Source organism: Streptomyces sp. MMBL 11-1 (assembly GCF_028622875.1).
GTDB lineage: Bacteria > Actinomycetota > Actinomycetes > Streptomycetales > Streptomycetaceae > Streptomyces.
Genome location: NZ_CP117709.1, coordinates 4,690,922 through 4,708,836 on the forward strand (window position 1 = coordinate 4,690,922; position 17,915 = coordinate 4,708,836).

The window sequence follows — 17,915 nt, forward strand, 5'->3', positions numbered from 1 at the left end:
GCGCATGCCGTACGACACAGCAGGACGCAACACAGCGGCCCACAGCACGGCGGCCCACGCCGCAGCGGCCCACAACACAGCGGGGCACGCCGCAGCGGGACACAACACAGCGGCCCACAGGACGGCGGCCCACGCCGCACCGGGAAGTGACACCGTGCTCCTCGACATCGACCACCTCACCCTCCGCCTCCCCGGCACCGCCCGCCCCGTTCTGGACCAGGTGTCCCTGCGGGTCGCGAGTGGCGAAGTCGTCGGCCTGGTCGGCGAGTCCGGCTCCGGCAAGTCCACGACCGCCAAGGCCGCCCTCCGCACCCTCCCCGGAGGGACGGCCCTCGACGGTTCCGTACGCGTGGAGGGCCGCGACGTCCTCGCCCTGCGCGGCGAGGAGCTGCGCGCCCACCGGGCCCGGACCGTCGCCCTGGTCCACCAGGACCCGCGCGCCGCCCTCAACCCCGTCCGCCGCATCGGGGACTTCCTCGTCGAACGGCTCGCCGCCGCCGGGACCGGGGTGACCGGAGCGGCCGCCCGGAGCCGCGCGGTCGAGCTGCTGGACGCCGTCGGCCTCGACGAACCGGAGCGCCGGGTCCGCCAGCGCCCGCACGAACTCTCCGGCGGGATGCTCCAACGCGTCGTCATCGCCGGGGCGCTGGCCGCCGAGCCCCGGCTGCTGCTGGCCGACGAGGCGACCAGCGCCCTGGACGTCACCACCCAGGCGGAGATCCTCGCCCTCCTGCGCACCCTGCGCGCCGAACGCGGCCTCGGTCTGCTGTTCATCACCCACGACCTGCACCTGGCCGCCGCCTACTGCGACCGCGTGTACGTGATGTACGCGGGCCGGGTCGTCGAGGAGCGGACCGCCGCCGACCTGTTCGAGCGGCCCCGCCACCCCTACACCCGGGGGCTGCTCGCCTGCTCGCCGACGCTGGGGGAGGACCACCGGGAGATCCGCCCGATCCCCGGGAAGCCGCCGTCGCTGGCCGACGTCTTCACCGGCTGTCCCTTCGCGGAGCGCTGTCCGGACGCCGAACCGGAGTGCGCGACCTGGCGGCCCGAACCGGTGGCCCTCGCGGACGGCGGTACGGGCTCCGCCTCCTGCCGCCGACTGCCGGAACCCGTCCCCGTACCGACGACACCGACGCAGCAGACCGTGCGGAAGGGCACCGACCGATGACGCGCTCCCCAGGGCAGGACCCCTCCCCGCTGCTCGCGGTCGAGGGGCTGCGCAAGACGTACCCGCTGCCCGGCAAGGGTCTCCTGACCGCCGCCGACGGCATCGGCTTCACCGTCCCGGCGGGCGGTTCGCTCGGGATCGTCGGGGAGTCCGGCTCCGGCAAGACGACCGTGGCCCGGATGCTGGTGGGCCTGGTCCGCCCGGACGGCGGTACGGTCCGGGTCGAGGGCCGGGCCCGGGGACTCACGGCCCCGCGCGGCAGGGCGGCCCGGCTGGCCCGCGCGCGGGAGATCCAGATGGTCTTCCAGGACCCCTACCTCTCGCTCGACCCCCGGCTCACCGCCCGCCGTTGCCTGACCACGGCGCTGCGGCTGCACGGCCGGCCGGCGGAGCTGGCCGACGGGCTGCTGGACCGGGTGGGCCTCGGCGCCCGCGAGGCGGAGGCGCTGCCGCACGGGCTCTCCGGCGGGCAGCGGCAGCGCCTGGCCATCGCCCGCGCGCTCGCCGTCGATCCGAAGGTGCTGGTCCTGGATGAGGCGGTGGCGGCGCTCGACGTGTCGATCCAGGCCCAGATCCTGCGACTACTCGACGGGATCCGCCGGGACACCGGGGTCGCGCTGGTCTTCGTCAGCCACGACCTGGCGGTGGTGCAGCACATCACCGACGAGGTCGTCGTGATGCGGCGGGGAACGGCCGTCGAACAGGGCCCGACCGCCGAGGTGCTCGCCGCCCCCCGCGACCCCTACACCCGGCTGCTGCTGGCCTCGGTGCCGCGCGCCGGCTGGGACCCGGCCGACGCGGTCGCCGCCCGGTCCGCCGTGGCCTGACAGGTTCGGTCGTCCACCGGCGATCCGGTCGTACGGGCGATCCGGCCGTACAAAGGCAGGAGCCCCGTTCCTCCGCCGAAGCGGGGGAGCGGGGCTCCTTGGGTACTGCTATGTACGGCCGCGATCGACCGACCCGGGCAACTAGGCCGGGGTGACGTTCTCAGCCTGCGGACCCTTGGGTCCCTGAGTGACGTCGAAGTTCACGACCTGGTTCTCCTCGAGGGAGCGGAACCCGGACGCGTTGATCGCGGAGTAGTGAACGAAGACATCCGGGCCGCCGCCGTCCTGGGCGATGAAGCCGAAGCCCTTTTCAGCGTTGAACCACTTGACGGTTCCGGTAGCCATAAGCCCTCCTTGGGCCAAAGGGTTGCCCTGCTCCAGAACCTGCAAACAAGTCTGAAAACTACAAAAGCCTGCGGGTTACATGCTCCGCAGGCTCTGTACTGCAAGGGAAACCAAACTGCAACTTGCGAGCGAGCCTAGCACGCGGTCTCTGGCGAGCGGTAGAGGGAAAGATCACTTCACCCGAATGTTTGACGGCCCGCATCGGGCGTCTGACAAGAGGCCCCCGGAAGGGGGCGTGGGCCGGGGTGCGGGCGGGGCGTGGGACGGGCGCGCGGGCCCCGGTGGTGCTCCTGGGCGGATGCGGGTCTAGCCTCGCGATGTGGACAATTCAACCGTCTCCCCCCGTGAAGGCGACGACGACCGTCGCAGTCGGCCCCGCGTCGGCCACATCCAGTTCCTGAACTGCCTCCCGCTGTACTGGGGCCTGGCGCGGACGGGAACCCTGCTCGACCTGGAGCTCTCCAAGGACACCCCGGAGCGGCTCAGCGAGCAGCTGATCAGGGGGGAGCTGGACATCGGCCCGGTCACCCTCGTGGAGTACCTGCGCAACGCCGACGACCTGGTGGCCTTCCCCGACATCGCCGTCGGCTGCGACGGCCCCGTCATGTCCTGCGTGATCGTCTCCCAGCTCCCGCTGGAGCAGCTCGACCGGGCCCGGGTGGCGCTCGGCTCGACCTCCCGCACCTCGGTGCGGCTGGCGCAGCTGCTGCTGGCCGAGCGCTACGGGGTCCGGCCCGACTACTACACCTGCCCGCCCGACCTGGGCGTGATGATGCAGGAGGCGGACGCCGCCGTGCTGATCGGCGACGCCGCGCTGCGCGCCAATCTGCACGACGCGCCCCGGCTGGGGCTCCAGGTCCATGACCTGGGCCAGATGTGGAAGGAGTGGACGGGGCTGCCGTTCGTCTTCGCCGTCTGGGCGGCCCGCAAGGACTTCCTCGCCGCGCACCCCGAGCAGACGGCCCAGGTCCACGAGGCGTTCCTGGCCTCCCGGGACCTCTCCCTGGAGGAGGTCGCCAAGGTCGCGGAGCAGGCGGCCCGCTGGGAGGCCTTCGACGCGGAGGTGCTGGAGCGGTACTTCACGACGCTCGATTTCCGTTTCGGCCCGGACCAGCTGGCAGGCGTCCGCGAGTTCGCCCGCCGTACGGGCCGGGACACGGGTTACCCGACCGATGTCCAGGTGGAGCTGCTCGGCGGTTGAGAGGCCGAGAGAGGCCGGGAGGCCGAGCGGGATGAGCGGCCGGGCGGATGAGTGGCTGACAGAACGAGCGGCTGACAGATCGAGCGGTTGAGCGGTTGAGCGTTGAGCGGTTGAACCGGGGAATGGGGGGAATTCCCTTTCCGTCCCCGGACAGGGCTCCCGCAAAGGAATGGAAGAGGCGGCGGAACAACACATTCGCGCCTTTCCCCGGGGCGAAAAGGTCCCTTCCTGACCGGAGAAGGGGGAATGGTCCGGCCGTTTCGCGGTGACCACGCCGTTGGCGCCCCCTAGGCTTCGGTCCGGGCACGGACCGTACACAGGGTTTACCGTCCACGGGTTCACCGTCCGCAGGGTTCACAGGGGGAGTCCATATGCAGCCGCTGGAAGCGGGCGAACCGCACACCATCGGTGCCTACCGGCTGCTCGGCAGGCTCGGCGCGGGCGGTATGGGCCGGGTCTATCTCGGCCGCAGCGCGGGCGGGCGTACGGTCGCGGTCAAGGTCGTCCACCCCCACTTCGCCCTCGACGAGCAGTTCCGCGCCCGGTTCCGGCGCGAGGTCGAGTCCGCCCGGCGTATCGGCGCCCAGTGGACCGCCCCCGTCCTGGACGCCGACCCGGACGCCCCGGTGCCGTGGGTGGCCACCGGGTACGTCGCCGGGCCGCCGCTCTCGCAGGCGATCACCGAGCACGGCCCGCTGCCCGAGCACGCGGTACGCACCCTGGGCGCGGGTCTCGCCGAGGCCCTCGCCGTCGTCCACGGGCAGGGCATCGTCCACCGCGACGTGAAGCCGTCCAACGTGCTGCTCGCCCTCGACGGGCCCCGCCTCATCGACTTCGGCATCGCCCGGGCCCTCGGCGCGACCGTCTCGCTCACCTCCACCGGGGTCTCCGTCGGCTCTCCCGGCTACATGGCGCCCGAGCAGATCCGGGGCCGGGACGTCTCCGGCGCGGCCGACGTCTTCTCCCTGGGCGCGGTCCTCGCGTACGCGGCGACGGGCGCGGCCCCCTTCCCGGGCGACTCCTCCGCCGTACTCCTCTACAAGGTGGTCCACGAGGAACCCGAACTGGGCGACCTGGAGGGCGAGCTGCGCGAGGCGGTCGAGGGCTGCCTCGCCAAGGACCCGGCGGCCCGCCCCGCCCCGGCCGATCTCGCCCGTGCGCTCGCTCCCGGCGGGGCGGCGGCGATGGTGGCGGGCGGCTGGCTGCCGGGCGGGCTGGTGCGCGAGCTGAGCCGGTCCGCGGTGGCGCTGCTGGACCTGGAACCACAGGACGCGCCGGTGCAGTCGGGGCCGGTGCCGTTCAGCAGCGCGTCGCTGGGGGCGGTGCCGGGGACGGCCGCGCCGGGCCGGGGCGGGCAGTTCGGCCCGCCCGCCCCGGGCCCGCAGGAAGCGCCGTACGGGACGCCGCGCCCGCAGGAAGCGGCGCAGGACGCGGCGCGGGAAGCCCCGTACGGGACACCGCGCCCGCAGGAGGCGACGCAGGACGCGCCGTACAGGACCCCGCATCCGCAGGACGACGCGTACGGCACGCCGCACCCGCAGGACGACGTGTACGGGACCCCGCCGCCGCCCCCGCCGCCGACGCCTCCGCGCGCGAAACCCGCCTCCACCGTGCCTCCGCCCCCCACGCACGCCGGGACCTACCGCCAGGGCGGCGACGGCGCGCACGGCGGGCACGGCACGAGCGGGCTGCCGGGCCGCCGCACCGGCGACCCCCGCCTCTCCCTGACCGTCAGCGCGGAGAACCGGCGGCCCTCCGGGGAACGCCGGAGCCGCCGCGTCAGCTGCACGGTCGCCCTGGCCGTGGCGGGCGCACTCGCGGTCGTCACCTTCGGCGCGGGCCTGCTCGACGGCTTCCTCCCGGGCGGCGCCGCCGACCGGGACAACGGCGCCGCGGCGACGCCGTCGGCCCCCGCCTCCCCGTCCGGCTCCGGGAAGCCGTCGCCCGCCGAGTCCGCCGGCCGGGGCGGGGCTCCGGTCGGCGAGCTGCCGAAGGCGTACGTGGGCACCTGGAAGGGGCCGGTCACCGAGAAGACGACCGGTCAGCCCCACGGCACGCTCACCGCCGTCTTCACCGAGGGGAAACGCGGGGAGCGGGTCGTCCGGATGAGCACGACCATCTCCCAGCTCGGCATCACCGTCACCTGCAACAGCGTCGGCACCCTCGCCTCCGGCACCGCCAAGGAGCTGAACATCCGCGAGGCCACCGACCCGGACCGCCCGAGCACCCCCGGCCTGTGCACCACCACCGAGGCCGACCTGGTCTTCCGCCTCGGTGACGACGGCACCCTGGCCTACCGCTCGAAGGAACGCGCCGCGGGTCTCCCGTACGGCAAGCTCACCCGGTCCGGCGGCTGACGGCGTGAGGGGCTGGCGTAGGCTGGATCGGTCCGAGGAACGTCAATAAAACCGCCGAAAGGTGACAGCCCGGTGACCGAGAAGGCCGACCTTCAGCCCGTCCTCGACCGAGCCGCCGAAGGCGGTCGGATCACGCCGGAGGAGGCGCTCGACCTCTACCGCTCCGCGCCCCTGCACGCGCTGGGCGCCGCCGCCGACGCCGCGCGCCGCCGCCGCTACGCCGGCACGGAGCACATTGCGACGTACATCATCGAGCGCAACATCAACTACACCAACGTGTGTGTGACGGCCTGCAAGTTCTGCGCCTTCTACGCCCCGCCGAAGGACACGGCCAAGGGCTGGACCCGCGACCTCGACGACATCCTGCGCCGCTGCGCGGAGACCGTGGAGCTGGGCGGCACCCAGATCATGTTCCAGGGCGGCCACCACCCGGACTTCGGCGTCGAGTACTACGAGGAGCACTTCTCCGCGATCAAGAAGGCGTACCCGCAGCTGGTCATCCACTCGCTGGGCGCCTCCGAGATCGAGCACATGGCCCGGATCTCGAAGGTCTCCGCCGAGGAGGCCATCAGCCGGATCCACGCCGCCGGGCTCGACTCCTTCGCCGGCGCCGGCGCCGAACTGCTGCCCGCCCGGCCGCGCACCGCCATCGCCCCGCTCAAGGAGTCCGGCGAGCGGTGGCTGGAGATCATGGAGATCGCGCACGGCCTCGGCGTCGAGTCCACCTCCACCATGCTGATGGGCACCGGCGAGACCAACGCCGAGCGCATCGAGCACCTGCGGATGATCCGGGACGTCCAGGACCGTACGGGCGGCTTCCGCGCCTTCATCCCGTACACCTACCAGCCGGAGAACAACAAACTGAAGGGCCAGACGCAGGCCACGCTCTTCGAGTACCTGCGGATGATCGCCATCGCCCGGCTCTTCCTCGACAACGTCGCCCACATCCAGGGCTCCTGGCTGACCACCGGCAAGGAGGTCGGCCAGCTGTCGCTGCACTACGGCGCGGACGACCTCGGCTCGATCATGCTGGAGGAGAACGTCGTCTCCTCGGCCGGGGCCAGGCACCGCTCCAACCGGCTGGAGATCATCGACCTGATCCGCAAGGCGGACCGGGTCCCCGCGCAGCGCGCCACGACGTACGAGCACCTCGTCGTGCACGACGACCCGGCGATGGACCCGGCCGACGAGCGCGTCGTCTCGCACATCTCCTCGACGGCGATCGAGGGCGGCACGGCCCACCCGGAGCTGAAGCTCCTGAACGCCAACTAGGTCCCGGCTTCCCGTGCTGACGATCCACGCCGCGCCCCTGGTCCTCCCGGTGGGCGCGGCGGCCGTCGTGGACGGCGCCGTCGCGGTGGACGGGGAGCGGATCGCGGCCCTCGGCCCGTACGAGGAGGTCGTCGCCGCGTACCCGGCCGCCCGGGTCCGCCGCTGGCCCGGCCTCCTCACGCCCGGCCTGCGCCAGGACCGCGCCCGGGAGCTGCTCACCCGCTGCTACCACCCCGACCCCCGCGAGGCCGACGAGCTGGGCGAACGACCGCTGTGGGGCGAGGAGTTCGAGCGGCTGGCGGCGACGATGGACACGGCCCGGCGGGCCGGGTCCGTCCGGCGCGGGCTCCAGCGGATGCTGCGGCACGGCACGACGCACCTGGCGGGCCCCTTCGACGCGGACGACCCCGCCCTGCGCACGGCCCTCTCCCGGTCGGGCCTGGTCCGGGTCCCGCCGTCGCCCGCGCACCCGGGCCCACCGGACCTGGACCCCTTCGCGGCGGGCGGCGACCTGGCCCGTACGGCGGGCGCCCCGCTGACCACGGGCGGCCGGGCGGACCTCGCGGTCTTCGACGTCCCCGACGAGGCGGCCCTGCGCGCGGGCGGCGCGCGCGCCTGCGTGGCGACGGTCCTCGCGGGACGGCTCGTGCACCGGGCCCGCTGAGGCGGGAGCCGGCCCCTCTGCCCGAGGCGAACCGCCCCCGCGGCGGGGCCTCTCGTAGGCTCGCGGCCATGACTGGATGTGTGCAGGTAACGACCGCGACAGAGACCCGGGAACAGGCGATTGCCCTGGCGGGCGGGGCTGTTCAGCAACGTCTGGCGGCGGGTGCCCAGATCGTGGGGCCCGTCGTCAGCGTCTTCTGGCACCTGGGCCAGTACGGTACCGGTGAGGAGTGGCAAGTCCTCCTCAAAACGACGACGGAGCGCTACGCCGAGCTGGAGGCGCATCTCCTGGAGCGGCATCCCTGGGACAACCCGGAGTTGTGCGCCGTCCCGATCGTCGAGGGTGCCGACCGGTGCCTCGAATGGATCCGGGCTTCGGGCAACCCTTAGGCGACGGTGCCTTCCAGGAGTTCACGCACTGCGGGGAGGGCGGCGTGCGGGCGCAGGCGGTCGATCAGCGGGGTGAGCCGCTGCGCCGGTCGTCGAGATGCGACCCCACGGGCGAGAGCCGCTGCGCGGCTGACGTGCTGCGCGGCCATCTCGACCTCGCCGGCGGTGAAGTAGGCCTGAGCGAGCCAGGACAGGTAGAGGGACTTGTCGCGCGCGTGGTCGTCACTGTAGTGGCCGAGTGCCCGGGTGAGAGCGGGGACGGCGCGGAGAGGTCGCTGAAGCTCCGTCCAGCAGCGGCCGGTCATGATGTCCAGCTCGACGTGGTCGACCCAGGCCGCCCAGTCGGGCTGGGGCTCACCGTCCTGTGTGCTGTCGAGCGCATTGTGGGCCGCCTCCAGCGCGCGCTCCGTGCCTGCGATCTGACCGTCCAGGGCACAGGCCCAGGCGCGACGCTCGTGGAGCAGCGCGCGGACGGTGGACGGGGTGCGGGCCGTGATCGTGGCGCAGGAGGCTTCTGCGACGCTGACGGCGGCCTGTCGGTCGTCGGGCCCGATCTTGTAGGCAAGAAATGCGAGCGCGTTGCCGTAGAGGTCCGAGTCCTGGGCTTCGCGCGCGAGGGCGCGGCTCTCCTGGTACAGGTCCACCGCTTCCCGGGTACGCCCGCTGTCGAATGCGGACCATCCCGCCTGCTGGGCCTGCTCGGAGAGCAGCGCCGTCGCTCTCTGGCGGGCGTCATCGGTGAAGACGGCCGCCCGCAGGAGGGATTTGGTGCGCTGGACCTCTGCGAGGTACACCCGACAGGTGTCCCCGCCGCCGAGGTAGATGTCGAGGCGCCGGAGGCGGGCTGCCCGCGCGCGCAGTTCCTCGACGTAGGCCGGGGTGATCCTGCTCGGTGGGTCCGGAGTGTGAAGGGCGGGGAGCGCGGCGGCGAGGCCGGCAGAGGTTGCGGCCTTGAGTATGGTTCGACGTCGCACGTGTGATCCGATCTCTTCACTGGAATGACCAGGAGAGTCCGCCTCCCAGGGGCGGGGAGCCAGACCGAGCACGTGCCCCGGGACGCGTAAGGCGTCGGCGATCTGGACGATCTTCTCGAAGGTCGTGATGCGCCCGCGGCCCTTGGCGAGCTCCCCCACGCGATTCGGCTTGATGTCGCACTCCGTGGCGATCTTGGAATACGAGATGCCCGCGTGCTCGCGCGCGAGACGGAACACCACCCCGAAGTCATGACGCACCAGCGCGCGGTGGATGTCGTCCTGGTCGATGAGGTCGGGCGGTAGAGCTGTCGGTGGCCGGTAGGTCATGCGGCTCTCCTGCCTGCTCGCCCCACTGTGCACCGGGGGCACCCACGGGGTGTACCCATCATGGGTACACCCGCGATGGGCAGGCGGGGCACTCGCAGGAACGGGACTCTCGGACGTCAGGCCCCGTGAGTGGTGACATCCGCCGGCCCGGGGTGTCGGCCGACCAGGAGTCGCCGTGCGTGAGAGTGCTCGTTTCCGTATCGCGGAGGCGACCTGACACCGGGCGCCACGCCCCCAACAGGCCCCCGCACTCAGGTTGGCCGGGGCGCGGGCTCCACCGCACCACTCGACGATCGACGGAGGACAGGATGACCATCGCAGCTCAGCCGCCCGCCCTCGCCCGTATCAGCGATCCGGAACAGATTCTCAACGCCCTGGCGCCGTACATCGAACACCTCACAGTGAACGTCCTGGACGGCGGCCTCCTGTGGGAGCGGGAGATCGCTCTGCTCCTCCGGGACAACACCATGGTCCGGAACATGGCGGAGCGGATCCTCGGTCAGGCCGTGGCGTACGTCGTGTGCGCCATGGAGAACCCGGATGTCCATCTCGGTGTGGGGAAGCTCGTCGACATCGGTGTGCATCAGCTCATCCTCGACACCCCGGTCTACTGGGCGCTGTGCAAGGTCCACAACGCCGGGGCGTACAAGCATCACGCGCCGTTCGTCGCGCGTCGGTCCGACGGTCTGTGCCTGCGTACCGCGGACTTCCTGGCGGCTGACGGCTGGAATGTCGACGCTGAGCTCTGGGAGATCGACGGGGCGAACTGCTCCCCGTGCGACAGCAAGGTTCCCGACAGCCACTGACCCGGGGTTCCGGCCCCCTACGCTGGCCCCTGTTCTCCTCCCGCGCGGAGCGCAGGGGCCTTCCCGTTCAGCTTCGAGAGAGGCACTGTGCCCGTACGACACGACATCGCAGCCGAGACCGAGCTGTGGGACACCTACGCAGGCAGCGCGTTCAAGGACGACATGGAACCGGTCTTCTGCTGGACGCAGTACACCGGTCACGGTCCTGGTCCGGAGCTCCTCGGCGATCCGGCATCGGTGCTGGAGGTCGGTTGCGGTACCGGCCGGGCGCTCGCCCTCCTCGCCGGGCGCGGGATCAAGGCGACGGGCATCGACCTGTCTCCGGTCATGGTGAGGAAGGTGACGGAGCGGTGGGCCGGTACGGGGGCCGACTTCGTCCGCGGTGAGGTGCTGGAGACGCTCGCGGCCGACGAGGCGACCTACGACGCCGTCTACTCGATCTTCGGTGCCGTCTGGTTCACCGACCCGGCGCGGCTGCTCCCGCTCGTCGCGTCGCGGCTGCGGCCGGGCGGGGTGTTCGCGTTCTCCCATCCTCCGGCGATTCCCGGGGCGTACGGGCCGCAGGGCATGTACAAGGGCGGGTTCGCGGGGAAGGCGATGTACACGTACCGGTACAGCTACACCCCGCGCCGATGGGCCGGGCTCCTCGAACGGGCGGGCTTCCGTGACATCGACGCTCGCGTCCTCGACGCCCCGCGGGCCGGGCACATCGGAACGCTCCTGGTGACCGCCCGCCGCTGATCCGGCGCCCGGCTCGGCTGGAGGCCCGGCAGGTGTCTGCCGGGCCTGTCGCCGTATTCGGTGCCTCCGAAGGTCAATAGGGCCAGCGCAAGGCAGAAGGGGGTGACGGTCCCGGGCCGCCCCCGAGGCCGAGCCGGCACCCTACGGGAAGGTCACGGCACCTTCGGCCCGCCCAGGTAGCGCCCCTTCGTGTCGTACGGCCAGGCGTTGGCGACGCAGCCCTTCAGCCCGTCGATCTGCTGCATCATCGCGGGAGCGGGGCGTCCCTTCCCCGGGCAGGTCTCGTGGCCGCGTCCCAGCCAGTGGCCGACCTCGTGGTTGACGATCAGCGCCCGGTACTCCGCCACGGGCCCGTCGAACTGCGGGGAACCGAGCTGCCAGCGCTTCAGGTTGACCATCACCTTCTCGCCGCCCCGGCAGTTGACCTCGCCACGCGTCCGCAGGCCGTACTCGCCGCAGATCCGGTCCGTGGTCGCCGGGGTGGCGATCTTGATCACGAGTCCGGCCGGGCCGTCGGCGACCTGACGGAACGACTGTTCCCCGCCGTGGCTCCACCCGCGCGGGTGGGCGAGGACGGCGGCTATCTCCTCGGCGGCCCGGTCGGGGTCGACGCCGCTGCCGTCCTCCACCTCGACCCGGTAGGCGCTGCCCCTGCCCTTCGCGTCGACCCCCGCGCGGGCCACGGTGAACGTGCCGGGGCCCGAGGCGGGGATGTCCTCGGCCCGGACGGCGTCATCCTTCGTGTCCTTGGCCGAGGCGGAGGGCGTCGGGGACGGTGGGGGAGTGGACGGCGGAGGGTCCTCCAGCGGTTGTGCCGCGTTGTCCGGTCCGCCCGCCGGGGCCGTACGGGACGGGCCCGGCGCCGCCGTGTCCGCCGGGCCGCCCCCGTCCTGCCAGGGGCGGCCGACCAGCAGGGCCGCGCCCGCCACGACCACGAGGGCCAGCACGGCGAGTGAGGCCGCCCGGCGCCGGTCGCGGCGTCTGCGGCGTACCCGGGAGCGGGCCGCCGACCGCGAGCGGCCCGGCGCGGGCCCCGGGGCCCGGGGCGGCGGCACGCGCAGCCGGAACGTGTCCTCGTCGCGGTCCGGTTGCCCGTTCGCGCGCGGCAGGGTGCCCGTGGGGCGGCGGCGCGTCACGAGGCGGCCCCGCTCCGCTCCACCGGTTTCTCGTCGGCGTACGCGATCAGCTCCCGGAACAGCGGGCTCTGGGCGACCCGGACCAGGTCGCCGGCGGTGACGCGAGCGCCGCCCGCCCCGGACGGCGTGGGCGAGACGGACAGGGCCACCGCGCTGCGGCCGTACCGGTACTGGAGGGAGACCTCCGTGCCCGTGCGGCCCTCGGCGGGCTGCCGGTGGACCCGGGCGGGCGTGCCGTCGTCCAGGGTGAGGCCCTCGCAGGTCAGCCCCTTCGCCGGGACGTCGCGGCAGGCGGGCGCCGCGCCCCCCGGCTCCGGGCGCACCGACAGGCGGACGGCGTGCACGACGGAGCCGCGCCGCCCCTGGTAGCTCCGCGCGTCGTCGCCGACCGGCAGGACAGTCCCGATCCACGCGGGCAGCAGGGCGTCCAGGGCCCCGGCCACCTGCTGCCGGAAGTCCTGCAGCCGCTGGGCCGCCTCGGGGCCGGGGCCGGACGGGACGGACGCGGAGGGCGTGGCGGGCGTGGCGAAGGGGGGAGCCGGGGGCACGGGCGCGGTGCCCGTCGGCACGGGGGTGGACGTGGGGCTCGGCATGTCGGGGCGTGGCTCCGTACGTTGGGGGGACGGGGTGGGTGTGTGCGGGGAGACGGACGGGCCGGCGGGCGTGGCGGGGCCCGCGTCGGGCCCGGCCCACAGCCAGGGGCCGAGCACCGCGAGGCCCAGGGTCACTGCGGTGACCGCGACGAAGGTGCCCGCAACCGCGAACGCCCGGGTCCTGGCCCGCCGCCGGCGGCCCTCCCGTACGGCGTCGGGCACCAGATCGGGCTGGAGCGACAACGGGCCGGCGGTACGGTGCAGGGCGTCCCGGAACAGCTCTTCGTCGTGGCTGCGGGGCGGCAGGTGCTCGTGCGGTTCAGGGGTCATGACCGGCCCTCAGCTTCCGGTGGAGTAGAGCTGGACGTCGCCCATCCGGGCGCGCAGTCGGACGAGCGAACGCGAGCACTGGCTCTTCACCGTGGACTCGCTGCACCGCAGCAGCGAGGCCACGGTCTCCACGCTCAGGTCGTCCCAGTAGCGCAGGACGACCATCGCCCGGGCCCGGGGCGGCAGTTCGGCGAGCAGGGCGAGCAGCGTGACCCGGAGATCGGCGCCCGGCGCGGGATTGGGGTGCGGGCGGGGGGCGTTGCGGTTGTGGGCGAGCAGATCGCGCACGGTGCGGCGGCGCTCGGCCACGAAGGTCCGGACGAGCACGGTCTTGGCGTAGGCGTCGAGGTTGTCCGCCCGGCTCGCCCTCCGCCAGTGCTGGAACAGCTTGGCGAGCGTCGTCTGCGTCAGGTCTTGCGCGCCCTCGACGTCTCCGCACAGCAGGTAGGCCGTCCGGTACAGCCGGCGCTGCCCGGCCCTGGCGTACGCCTCGAACGCGGCGACCTCGCCGTCGGCCATGGCGGGCTCAGCCCCTGCCGGCATCCGCCCTCCCCTCTCCTCGCGCTTCCGTGCTCCCCCGGAGTCCGCCCCGGGGCGGACTCCCACCCCTTACAGAGCACCCGGGCGCCGAAAAGGTTGAAGAGAAGTGAAGATCAGTTCGAGGGCGGTGCGGGACCGGGAGACCGCCCCCGCCGATTCCCGTGGCCGGGCTGCTTGAATGGAGGGGTGACCCGAGCCTCCCTGGAAAAGCAGCCGCACGAAGTCGCCTCGATGTTCGACGGTGTGGCGGCCAACTACGACCTCACCAACGACGTGATCTCGCTCGGCCAGGCCCGGCTGTGGCGCAAGGCGGTCGCCCGGGCGGTCGACGCCCGCCCCGCGCAGAAGATCCTGGACCTGGCGGCCGGTACGGCGACCTCCTCGCAGCCCTTCGTGCGGGCGGGCGCCTACGTCGTGCCGTGCGACTTCTCGCTCGGCATGCTCAGGGTCGGCAAGGAGCGCCACCCCTGGATGCCGTTCACCGCGGGCGACGGCATGAGGCTGCCGTTCAAGGACGGCACGTTCGACACCGTCACGATCTCCTTCGGGCTGCGCAACATCCAGGACACCGAGGTCGCGCTGCGCGAGCTGTACCGGGTGACGAAGCCCGGCGGACGCGTCGTGATCTGCGAGTTCTCCCAGCCGACCTGGACCCCGTTCCGCACGGTCTACACGGAGTACCTGATGCGGGCGATCCCGCCGGCCGCCCGCGCGGTGTCCTCCAACCCGGACGCCTACGTCTACCTCGCCGAGTCGATCCGGGACTGGCCCGACCAGCCCGCCCTCGCCGCACTGCTCCAGAAGGCGGGCTGGTCGAACGTGGCGTGGCGCAACCTGACCGGCGGCGTGGTGGCCCTGCACCGGGCCACCCGCGCCTGACGCTGCCGTAACGGCCCGGGGGTCAGAGCTCCAGCCGGAAGCAGTACGCCTCCTGCCCGCGCGGCGTGGCGTACGACTCGGCCCGCCGCATCCCGAGCCGTTCCGCGACCGCCGCCGACCGGGCGTTACGGGAGTGGATCATCGCGACGACCTCGCCCACCCCGGCCGCCCGCAGCCGCTCCAGGGTGGTGCGGGCCGCGGTGGTGGCGTACCCCCGCCCCCACGCCGGGCGCCCCAGCCGCCAGCCGATCTCGGTCGCGCCGACCGGCCCGTAGTGCGTGTGCGGCCACGGCTGCGCCCCGGTGAAGCCGAGGACGGTGTCCTCCTCGTCCGTGACGGTCCACAGGCAGTAGCCCAGCTCCGCGTCGTGCCGCCGCTGGCGGGCGGTGAGCTCCTCGTACGCGGACAGCTCCGCGCTCCGCCCGCCGAAGAACTCCATCACACCCGGGTCGTCGAAGACGCGGTGCCAGGACAGGGCGTCCTCGTCGGTCGGAACACGGAGATGGACGGCGGGGGCCGAAGCAGGCGGGGTGACGGGTGCTGTCGACATGAGGGAGCCCTTCGGAGGGTCGGTTCGCAGGCCCCCATAGACTGCACGGGTCATGTGCCGCGCGGCACGCGAATTCGAGTCTTCGGGAGATCCGACCGTGACCGAGCCCCTCTCCGAGCACAGCGCGGACGTGATCGTCGTCGGAGCGGGCCCAGCCGGCTCCACGACCGCCTACTACCTCGCCAAGGCCGGACTCGACGTCCTGCTCCTGGAGAAGACCGCCTTCCCCCGGGAGAAGGTCTGCGGCGACGGGCTCACGCCCCGCGCCACGAAGCAACTCGTCTCCATGGGGATCGACATCTCCGAGGAGGCGGGCTGGCTGCGCAACAAGGGCCTGCGCATCATCGGCGGCGGCGTACGGCTCCAGCTGGACTGGCCGGACCTCGCCTCCTACCCGGACTACGGTCTGGTCCGCAAGCGTGACGACTTCGACGAGCAACTGGCCCGGCAGGCGCAGAAGGCCGGCGCCCGGCTGTACGAGCGCTGCAACGTGGGCGCGCCCATCAGGGACGAGCGCACCGGCCGCATCACCGGCGTCGAGGCGAAGATCGGCGAGGAGAAGACCCCGGTCACCTTCCACGCCCCGCTCGTCGTCGCCGCCGACGGCAACTCCACCCGGCTGTCCCTGGCGATGGGCCTGCACCGCGACGAGAAGCGCCCGATGGGCGTCGCCGTGCGGACCTACTTCACCTCGCCCCGCCACGACGACGACTACCTGGAGTCCTGGCTGGAGCTGTGGGACAAGCGCGGCGCCGAGGACCGCCTGCTGCCCGGCTACGGCTGGATCTTCGGCATGGGCGACGGCACCTCCAACGTGGGCCTCGGCATCCTCAACTCCTCCTCCGCCTTCAAGGAGCTGGACTGGCGCGAGGTCCTCAAGGCCTGGTGCGCCTCGATGCCGGAGGACTGGGGCTACACCCCGGACAACATGACGATGCCGATCCGCGGCGCGGCCCTCCCGATGGCCTTCAACCGCCAGCCGCACTACACCAAGGGCCTCCTCCTCGTCGGCGACGCGGGCGGCATGGTCAACCCGTTCAACGGCGAAGGCATCGCGTACGCCATGGAGTCGGGCCAGATCGCGGCCGACGTCATCGTCCAGGCCCACGCCCGCGCCACCCCCGCCCAGCGCGAACTGGCCCTGAACAACTACCCGAAGGTGCTCAAGGAGACCTACGGCGGCTACTACACGATGGGCCGCGCCTTCGTGAAGCTGATCGGCAACCCGAAGATCATGAAGCTCGCCACCCAGCGCGGCCTGACCCACCCGCTGCTGATGAAGTTCACCCTGAAGATGCTGGCCAACCTGACCGACCCGCAGGGCGGCGACGCGATGGACCGCATCATCAACGGCCTGTCGAAGGTGGCCCCGAAGGCCTGACGAGGCCGTCCGGGACGTGCCCCGGTGCGGTCGGGCGGCTCCGCTCCGCCCACCGCACCGCCGGGCCCATGCCCAGGCCCGCCGCGAGGAACAGCACCCCGAGCAGCAGCCAGCCGGGGACACCCCAGGAGAGGATCAGCGCGGTCAGCACCAGGGGCCCGAGCATCCTCGCCACGGGGACCCCCGCCCCGAAGAGGCCCTGGTACTGCCCCTGCCGCCCCGCCGGGGCCAGCTCGAAGCTGATCTGCCAGGCCCCCGCCGACTGCCGCATCTCGCCCCACACCTGAAGCCCGGCGGCGAGCAGCAGGACCGCGAACAGCGCCCACAGCGGCGCGTCGAGCGCGGTGCACGCGAAGGCCGCGCAGGAGGACAGCATCAAGGCCCCGCCGCTCCGCACGGTGCGTACGGCGCTCGGCAGATCACGTACGACGGACGCCGCGCGGACCTGGAAGAGCATCACGGCACCGGTGTTGAGCACCAGGAGCGCCGAAACGGTCCAGCCGGGGGCGGCGGTGCGTCCGGCGATCCAGAGCGGGATGGCCAGGCTGATCAGCGGCATCCGGAGCAGCATGATCATGTTGAGGAGGGCGACGAGCGCGTACGGCCGGTCCCGCAGGACGCTCGGACCGGTGCCGCGCTCCGGTGCGCTCCGGCCGGCGCGAGCCGGCTCCGGAAGGCGCGCGAGGAGCAGCGCGCACCCCACGAACGCGGCGGCGTCCAGGGCCAGGGCGGCGAGATAGGCGCCGGCCGTACCGACATGCAGGGCCACTCCGCCGAGAGCCGCCCCCAGCGCCAGGCCCGCGTTGAGGGCCGACTGGAGACGGGCGAGCACGGCTGTCCGCCCGTCCCGGTCCACGAGCCCGGCCAGCAGCGACTGCCGGGCGGCGGCGAGCCCGCACTGCGCGGTCGCGTAGGCGCAGGCCGCCAGGACGAACGGGAGAAAGGACCGCACCGCGAGGAAGGCGGTCACGGAGACCGCCGTGGCGAGGGCCAGCCCGATGGCCGTCCGCCGCGGCCCGTGACGGTCGGCGAGGTGTCCGATCGGCACCCCGGCGACCGCTCCCACGCCCCACGCGACCGTCAGACCAAGCCCGATCTCCGCGGCCGAGAGGCCGACCACCTGCGAGAAGTACAGTGCGGAGCAGACGTAATAGGCTCCGTCGCCCGTTGAGTTGACCAACTGGGCCAGGGCCAGACCGCGCGCCGGACCGGCGGCGGGAGCCCTTCGCGCGGACACGACCACCCCGTTCCGCACAGCCTTGTTCCGCCCCGCCCCGTTCGGCCTCATCCTGTTCCGCCCCGTCCCGTCCCGGCCCGTCCCGCTCCGGCCCGACCGGAGGCCCGGCGTGGGCAGCCATCTGCGTTCGGCTTCGAATCTAGGGGAGCCAATGGCCCTGACCGTGGGCCATTGGGAAGCTCTGTGACTGGGCCA

General features: G+C 73.0%; 18 protein-coding genes. 11 read left to right on the forward strand and 7 right to left on the reverse strand.

Annotation, left to right across the window (positions count from 1 at the left end; all coding sequences use genetic code 11):
• Positions 1–154: 154 nt before the first annotated feature.
• Together PSQ21_RS20685 and PSQ21_RS20690 are read left to right on the forward strand one after the other, a co-directional pair.
• Positions 155–1,171 (forward strand): ABC transporter ATP-binding protein, encoded by a 1,017-nt coding sequence (locus tag PSQ21_RS20685; protein WP_274035862.1) that lies wholly within the window; start codon positions 155–157, stop codon positions 1,169–1,171.
• Positions 1,168–1,998, forward strand: a complete 831-nt coding sequence (locus tag PSQ21_RS20690) for an ABC transporter ATP-binding protein (RefSeq protein WP_274032110.1) — start codon at positions 1,168–1,170, stop codon at positions 1,996–1,998. Before PSQ21_RS20685 ends, PSQ21_RS20690 begins: the two co-directional genes overlap by 4 nt.
• Before the next feature lie 141 nt (positions 1,999–2,139).
• Here PSQ21_RS20690 and PSQ21_RS20695 read toward each other — a convergent pair whose 3' ends face one another.
• Entirely contained in the window at positions 2,140–2,343 is a 204-nt protein-coding gene (locus tag PSQ21_RS20695; RefSeq protein ID WP_003967102.1) for a cold-shock protein, read from the reverse strand.
• Between the two features lie 319 nt (positions 2,344–2,662).
• Here PSQ21_RS20695 and PSQ21_RS20700 point away from each other — a divergent pair, with 319 nt between their 5' ends.
• From PSQ21_RS20700 to cutA, 5 genes are all read left to right on the forward strand, one after another.
• Positions 2,663–3,544 carry a menaquinone biosynthetic enzyme MqnA/MqnD family protein gene (locus PSQ21_RS20700; protein WP_274032111.1) on the forward strand — a complete coding sequence of 294 codons (882 nt, stop codon included), beginning with the start codon at positions 2,663–2,665 and terminating at the stop codon, positions 3,542–3,544.
• A gap of 371 nt (positions 3,545–3,915) precedes the next feature.
• Complete coding sequence (locus PSQ21_RS20705) at positions 3,916–5,901, forward strand: serine/threonine-protein kinase (RefSeq protein WP_274032112.1); 1,986 nt, start codon at positions 3,916–3,918, stop codon at positions 5,899–5,901.
• Positions 5,902–5,973: 72 nt separating this feature from the next.
• Positions 5,974–7,173 carry a cyclic dehypoxanthinyl futalosine synthase gene (gene mqnC, locus PSQ21_RS20710; RefSeq protein ID WP_274032113.1) on the forward strand — a complete coding sequence of 400 codons (1,200 nt, stop codon included), beginning with the start codon at positions 5,974–5,976 and terminating at the stop codon, positions 7,171–7,173.
• Between the two features lie 13 nt (positions 7,174–7,186).
• Positions 7,187–7,837 (forward strand): imidazolonepropionase-like domain-containing protein, encoded by a 651-nt coding sequence (locus PSQ21_RS20715; protein WP_274032114.1) that lies wholly within the window; start codon positions 7,187–7,189, stop codon positions 7,835–7,837.
• Positions 7,838–7,905: 68 nt separating this feature from the next.
• Entirely contained in the window at positions 7,906–8,226 is a 321-nt protein-coding gene (gene cutA, locus PSQ21_RS20720; protein ID WP_274032115.1) for a divalent-cation tolerance protein CutA, read from the forward strand.
• On the opposite strand, the gene PSQ21_RS20725 is transcribed toward cutA, so the two are convergent.
• Entirely contained in the window at positions 8,223–9,527 is a 1,305-nt protein-coding gene (locus tag PSQ21_RS20725) for a helix-turn-helix domain-containing protein (protein ID WP_274032116.1), read from the reverse strand. The two genes, cutA and PSQ21_RS20725, sit on opposite strands and share 4 nt — an antisense overlap.
• A 308-nt stretch (positions 9,528–9,835) precedes the next feature.
• Between PSQ21_RS20725 and PSQ21_RS20730 the strand changes: the two genes are divergently transcribed.
• The gene (locus PSQ21_RS20730) at positions 9,836–10,333 is read left to right on the forward strand and encodes a hypothetical protein (protein ID WP_274032117.1); all 498 of its coding nucleotides are present in this window, start codon (positions 9,836–9,838) and stop codon (positions 10,331–10,333) included.
• A gap of 87 nt (positions 10,334–10,420) precedes the next feature.
• Positions 10,421–11,074 carry a class I SAM-dependent methyltransferase gene (locus PSQ21_RS20735; protein ID WP_274032118.1) on the forward strand — a complete coding sequence of 218 codons (654 nt, stop codon included), beginning with the start codon at positions 10,421–10,423 and terminating at the stop codon, positions 11,072–11,074.
• 152 nt (positions 11,075–11,226) lie between these two features.
• Here the strand turns inward: PSQ21_RS20735 and PSQ21_RS20740 are convergent, their stop codons facing one another.
• Genes PSQ21_RS20740 through PSQ21_RS20750 form a run of 3 tightly spaced genes read right to left on the reverse strand, consistent with a single transcriptional unit; the run spans position 11,227 to position 13,652 of the window.
• A complete protein-coding gene (locus PSQ21_RS20740; protein ID WP_274032119.1) occupies positions 11,227–12,210 on the reverse strand; it encodes a DUF3152 domain-containing protein in 984 nt (327 codons plus the stop codon).
• Positions 12,207–13,133 (reverse strand): hypothetical protein, encoded by a 927-nt coding sequence (locus PSQ21_RS20745; RefSeq protein ID WP_274032120.1) that lies wholly within the window; start codon positions 13,131–13,133, stop codon positions 12,207–12,209. The genes PSQ21_RS20740 and PSQ21_RS20745 overlap by 4 nt, the downstream gene beginning before the upstream one ends.
• A 9-nt stretch (positions 13,134–13,142) precedes the next feature.
• Positions 13,143–13,652 carry a SigE family RNA polymerase sigma factor gene (locus PSQ21_RS20750; protein WP_274035864.1) on the reverse strand — a complete coding sequence of 170 codons (510 nt, stop codon included), beginning with the start codon at positions 13,650–13,652 and terminating at the stop codon, positions 13,143–13,145.
• 207 nt (positions 13,653–13,859) lie between these two features.
• Between PSQ21_RS20750 and PSQ21_RS20755 the strand changes: the two genes are divergently transcribed.
• Positions 13,860–14,552 carry a demethylmenaquinone methyltransferase gene (locus PSQ21_RS20755; protein ID WP_274032121.1) on the forward strand — a complete coding sequence of 231 codons (693 nt, stop codon included), beginning with the start codon at positions 13,860–13,862 and terminating at the stop codon, positions 14,550–14,552.
• Positions 14,553–14,574: 22 nt separating this feature from the next.
• On the opposite strand, the gene PSQ21_RS20760 is transcribed toward PSQ21_RS20755, so the two are convergent.
• On the reverse strand, positions 14,575–15,102 hold the full coding sequence (locus PSQ21_RS20760; RefSeq protein ID WP_274032122.1) for a GNAT family N-acetyltransferase: 528 nt from the start codon (positions 15,100–15,102) through the stop codon (positions 14,575–14,577).
• A 97-nt stretch (positions 15,103–15,199) separates the two neighbouring features.
• On the opposite strand from PSQ21_RS20760, the gene PSQ21_RS20765 reads away from it, so the two are divergent.
• Complete coding sequence (locus tag PSQ21_RS20765; RefSeq protein ID WP_274032123.1) at positions 15,200–16,483, forward strand: geranylgeranyl reductase family protein; 1,284 nt, start codon at positions 15,200–15,202, stop codon at positions 16,481–16,483.
• Here the strand turns inward: PSQ21_RS20765 and PSQ21_RS20770 are convergent.
• Positions 16,449–17,720 carry an MFS transporter gene (locus PSQ21_RS20770; protein ID WP_274032124.1) on the reverse strand — a complete coding sequence of 424 codons (1,272 nt, stop codon included), beginning with the start codon at positions 17,718–17,720 and terminating at the stop codon, positions 16,449–16,451. The genes PSQ21_RS20765 and PSQ21_RS20770 overlap by 35 nt on opposite strands.
• Between the last annotated feature and the right edge of the window lie 195 nt (positions 17,721–17,915).

Bases quoted from the DNA above. Each gene is read 5' to 3' on its own strand.
- PSQ21_RS20745 (WP_274032120.1), bottom strand. From the start codon at position 13,133: ATGACCCCTGAACCGCACGAGCACCTGCCGCCCCGCAGCCACGACGAA.
- PSQ21_RS20690 (WP_274032110.1), top strand. From the start codon at position 1,168: ATGACGCGCTCCCCAGGGCAGGACCCCTCCCCGCTGCTCGCGGTCGAG.
- PSQ21_RS20750 (WP_274035864.1), bottom strand. From the start codon at position 13,652: ATGGCCGACGGCGAGGTCGCCGCGTTCGAGGCGTACGCCAGGGCCGGG.
- cutA (WP_274032115.1), top strand. From the start codon at position 7,906: ATGACTGGATGTGTGCAGGTAACGACCGCGACAGAGACCCGGGAACAG.
- PSQ21_RS20760 (WP_274032122.1), bottom strand. From the start codon at position 15,102: ATGTCGACAGCACCCGTCACCCCGCCTGCTTCGGCCCCCGCCGTCCAT.
- PSQ21_RS20730 (WP_274032117.1), top strand. From the start codon at position 9,836: ATGACCATCGCAGCTCAGCCGCCCGCCCTCGCCCGTATCAGCGATCCG.
- PSQ21_RS20725 (WP_274032116.1), bottom strand. From the start codon at position 9,527: ATGACCTACCGGCCACCGACAGCTCTACCGCCCGACCTCATCGACCAG.
- PSQ21_RS20695 (WP_003967102.1), bottom strand. From the start codon at position 2,343: ATGGCTACCGGAACCGTCAAGTGGTTCAACGCTGAAAAGGGCTTCGGC.
- PSQ21_RS20705 (WP_274032112.1), top strand. From the start codon at position 3,916: ATGCAGCCGCTGGAAGCGGGCGAACCGCACACCATCGGTGCCTACCGG.